The organism is Tianweitania sp. (genome assembly GCF_032053605.1).
In the GTDB taxonomy this organism is placed as follows: domain Bacteria; phylum Pseudomonadota; class Alphaproteobacteria; order Rhizobiales; family Rhizobiaceae; genus Tianweitania.
Genome location: NZ_DAMBUH010000191.1, coordinates 1 through 2,804, shown reverse-complemented (window position 1 = coordinate 2,804; position 2,804 = coordinate 1). Strand labels below are relative to the sequence as shown.

Here is a 2,804-nt window from a genome sequence, read left to right as displayed (position 1 = left end):
CTGCGGCATCGCTCGGTGGCGGTCGCGGGGTGAATGCCGGTGTCGGCGCATCGTTAGGTGGCCGAAACGGCGTAAACGCCAACGTTAATGTCCGCACCGGTGGTCGCAATGGCGGCGCTGGCGGAGACGACGGTTTCGGCGGCAATGGAACCGGCGGCACGGCAGGCGCTGGCACGACGCCCGGCGGCGTCATCAGCAATCCGGTGAACGCCAATCGTCCTGGTGTGGGCGATCCCTATTCGCCTCCGACCCGCACGGCGACGACCGCAACCACCACGACCACACGCACCGTCGGTGCCCCGTCCGTCAGCCGCAAGACGACAACCGGCCGCGTGCTGAACCGCAAGAAGAAGCTGTGCCTCGACGTGGAGGCCAACACGTCGGAATATTCCACTGAAACCGTTGCAAGTTGCGCAAACTGATCAACCGCATCCTCCCAGATGCAACGGCCCGCTTCGGCGGGCCGTTTTGCGTTTTCGGCTCCAGCCTGCGCTTGCGCCAAGGCGTGCGAGCAGGCAAAAGCCCGCAATGCTTATCATCAACGATCTTTCCTTGCGTATCGCCGGCCGGCTCCTGCTGGATCACGCCTCCCTTACCTTGCCGGCGGGAACCAAGGCCGGCCTTGTCGGGCGCAACGGCACGGGCAAGACCACGCTGTTCAAGGCGATCACCGGCGATCTCGCGAGCGAGACCGGTTCGGTCAGCCTGCCGAAAGGCTTGAAGCTTGGTCAGGTGGCTCAGGAAGCACCGGGCACCGAAGAAGCGCTGATCGAAATCGTGCTCAAGGCCGACAAAGAACGTCTGGCTTTGCTTGAAGAGGCAGAGACTGCGACCGATCCCGGGCGTATCGCGGATATCCAGATCCGCCTGGCCGACATTGACGCGCATTCGGCGGAAGCGCGCGCTTCAACCATTCTTGCCGGCCTTGGCTTCGACCTTGAAGCGCAGCAGCGCCCCGCCTCCTCCTTTTCCGGCGGCTGGCGCATGCGTGTGGCACTGGCAGCCGTGCTGTTTTCGCAGCCCGACCTGCTGTTGCTCGACGAACCGACCAACTATCTCGATCTCGAAGGCACGCTGTGGTTGGAGAACTATGTCTCCAAATACCCGCATACCGTGCTGCTGATCAGCCACGATCGCGATCTGCTCAACCGCGCCGTCAACTCGATCGTCCATCTCGATCAGAAGAAGCTGACGCTTTGGCGTGGCGGCTATGACCAGTTCGAGCGCCAGCGTGGCGAACAAGCCGCCTTGCAGGAAAAAGGCCGCGTCAAGCAGGAAGCGGCGCGCAAGCATATGGAAGACTTCGTGGCGCGCTTCCGCGCCAAGGCTTCCAAGGCGCGCCAGGCGCAATCACGCCTGAAAGCGCTGGAAAAGATGAAGCCGATCTCGTCGGTGATCGAGGACAATGTCGCGCCGTTCAACTTCCCCGAGCCGGTCAAGACGGTAGCCTCGCCGATCATCACCATGCAACAGGGCACGGTCGGCTATGCGGAAGGCAAGCCGATCCTGAAGAACCTGACGCTGCGTATCGATGCGGATGACCGTATTGCGTTGTTGGGCGCCAACGGCAACGGCAAGTCGACCTTCGCCAAGCTCCTGTCCAGCCGCCTGCCCCTGCAGTCCGGCTCGATCACGGTTGCGCCGCAGCTGAAGGTCTCGATCTTCGCGCAGCACCAGCTCGATGATCTGCGGCCTGAAGAAAATGCCATCGAGCATGTGCGCCGCATGATGCCGGATGCACCGGAATCAAAGGTGCGCGGCCGCGTTGCGCAGTTCGGATTGCCGACGGAAAAGATGAACACGCCGGCCAAAGATCTGTCGGGCGGCGAAAAAGCGCGCCTGCTGATGGGGCTGGCCGTGTTCGACGGGCCGAACCTCTTCATCCTCGACGAGCCGACCAACCATCTGGACATCGACAGCCGTGCCGCGCTGATCGAGGCGCTCAACGACTTTTCCGGCGCCGTCATCATCATCAGCCACGATCGCCATCTGCTGGAAGCGACAGCTGATCGGCTTTGGCTGGTGAAAGACGGCACGGTTGCGCCTTATGACGGCGATCTGGCCGATTACCGTCAGTTGGTGACCGGAAGCACCGGTGACCGCAAGGAAAAGCGCGAGGCCGACAAGGCGAACAAGGCCGAGAAGCGCAAGGAAGCCGCTGCAAGGCGTGCCGCCCTCGAGCCGCTATCCAAGGAGATCAAGGCCACGGAAGCCTTGATGGAACGGACACGCAAGCGCATCAACGGCATCGAGGAACAGCTGGCCGATCCCCGCCTGTACGACAAGGATCCCGGCGCGGTGACGCAGCTGTCGAAGGAGCGCTCACAGCTGGAGTCGACGCTCGCGGTGAACGAGGAGAAGTGGCTGAACCTGTCGAGCCAGTATGAAGAGGGTTTGGCGGAGTAGAGTGCCCGTCATCGTAGGCGCGTCCGCTGGCCCCACGATTGACGCGCTTCCATCAAGGCAACTTGGTATGCGTCCACCCGCACCGCTTCGTCATCCTCGGGCTTGACCCGAGGATCCATGCCGGAACGGTTTAAGGTGCGGGCGCCTTACTGTGCCTAAACACGGACCGTAAGAGGCATGGATCCTCGGGTCTACGCCTCCGCTTCGCTCCGGCTCTGCCCAAGGATGACGAAGCGGGAGTTGTGGTGCGTCCTTCAAGGCTCGCCCTTTTTGGTCAGTGTCCAATGTTGTGAACTTGTGCGGGCTCGCACCTCAGCAACCGTATTGTTGGGCTGTTTGTTTGATGTGGTCTCGCATGATGGCGTTGAGGATGCCGGTAAGTTTTCGCAAGGTAGCGA

The 2,804-nt window shown here is 62.1% G+C and carries 1 protein-coding gene and 1 pseudogene; both read left to right on the top strand.

Annotated features, from left to right (window positions below; translation table 11 throughout):
• Nucleotides 1-422: pseudogene (locus RTX98_RS20570) on the top strand (hypothetical protein); the annotation flags it as partial.
• Between the two features lie 106 nt (nt 423-528).
• Nucleotides 529-2,406, top strand: a complete 1,878-nt coding sequence (locus RTX98_RS20565; RefSeq protein ID WP_312798747.1) for an ABC-F family ATP-binding cassette domain-containing protein — start codon at nt 529-531, stop codon at nt 2,404-2,406.
• Nucleotides 2,407-2,804: the final 398 nt, after the last annotated feature.

What these genes read in the sequence shown, in the direction of transcription:
- RTX98_RS20565 (WP_312798747.1), top strand. Translation starts at nt 529, where the DNA reads ATGCTTATCATCAACGATCTTTCCTTGCGTATCGCCGGCCGGCTCCTG.